The organism is Vibrio sp. 1401, assembly GCF_033340295.1.
Window position 1 is genome coordinate 1 of sequence record NZ_JAWOWF010000475.1, and the last position, 637, is coordinate 637.

Annotated in this window: 1 protein-coding gene; it reads right to left on the minus strand. The window is 44.7% G+C overall.

Annotated elements, in window-relative coordinates; translation table 11 throughout:
• Window positions 1–29 precede the first annotated feature (29 nt).
• The coding region (locus R7Z77_RS26305) for a patatin family protein (RefSeq protein WP_318137170.1) at window positions 30–637 on the minus strand (608 nt) is incomplete at its 5' end.

A 637-nucleotide genomic window follows, 5' to 3' on the forward strand; every position in this document is an offset into this window, starting at 1 on the left:
GTTCTTTTTACTTTATCAATCACTGCTAGTTAAAGACAAAAGTGGCAGTTTTCTCGACTTAAACCATAACCACCAGACAGATTGGTGATATGAGTTCTGCCTTCGTGAAGCCCCATTTCATACCCTTCGAGTAGAACGGATTGGCGCATCGACAAGCGTTGCACATGAAATTCATCCGGCGGTGCAATCACTCTCACACGGGTTCCTTGTGGGGGATTGCGGATAAATTCCAAGGACTCATTGTAGTTCTCTGAACGATGCAACATCGCTTCTGCCATTTTAGGATGTTCAGCAAACAACTTGTTCATTAACCAAGTATTTTTTACTGGTTTTTTGGAGTAATTCAGCGGGTGCGATAGCACAACCGTGATGTCTCGCGCTCCTCTTCGGTAAGCTTCTCGAACCGGAATAGAATCCGCCACACCACCATCGGTATAACAACCACCAGAAAAACACGGAGTGTGTTTGTAAGCAATCGGCAATGCTGTTGTCGCTTCTATCGCATGATGGAAATTTTCTCGCGTCACTCGATAGTAGTCCGCTTTACCTGTATCCACATTAGTGGTGGCAGCAAAAAAAGGAATGCCTTCAAAAAGCTTTTTCTCATCGACGGGATACAAACGGTTGGACTCTTCAA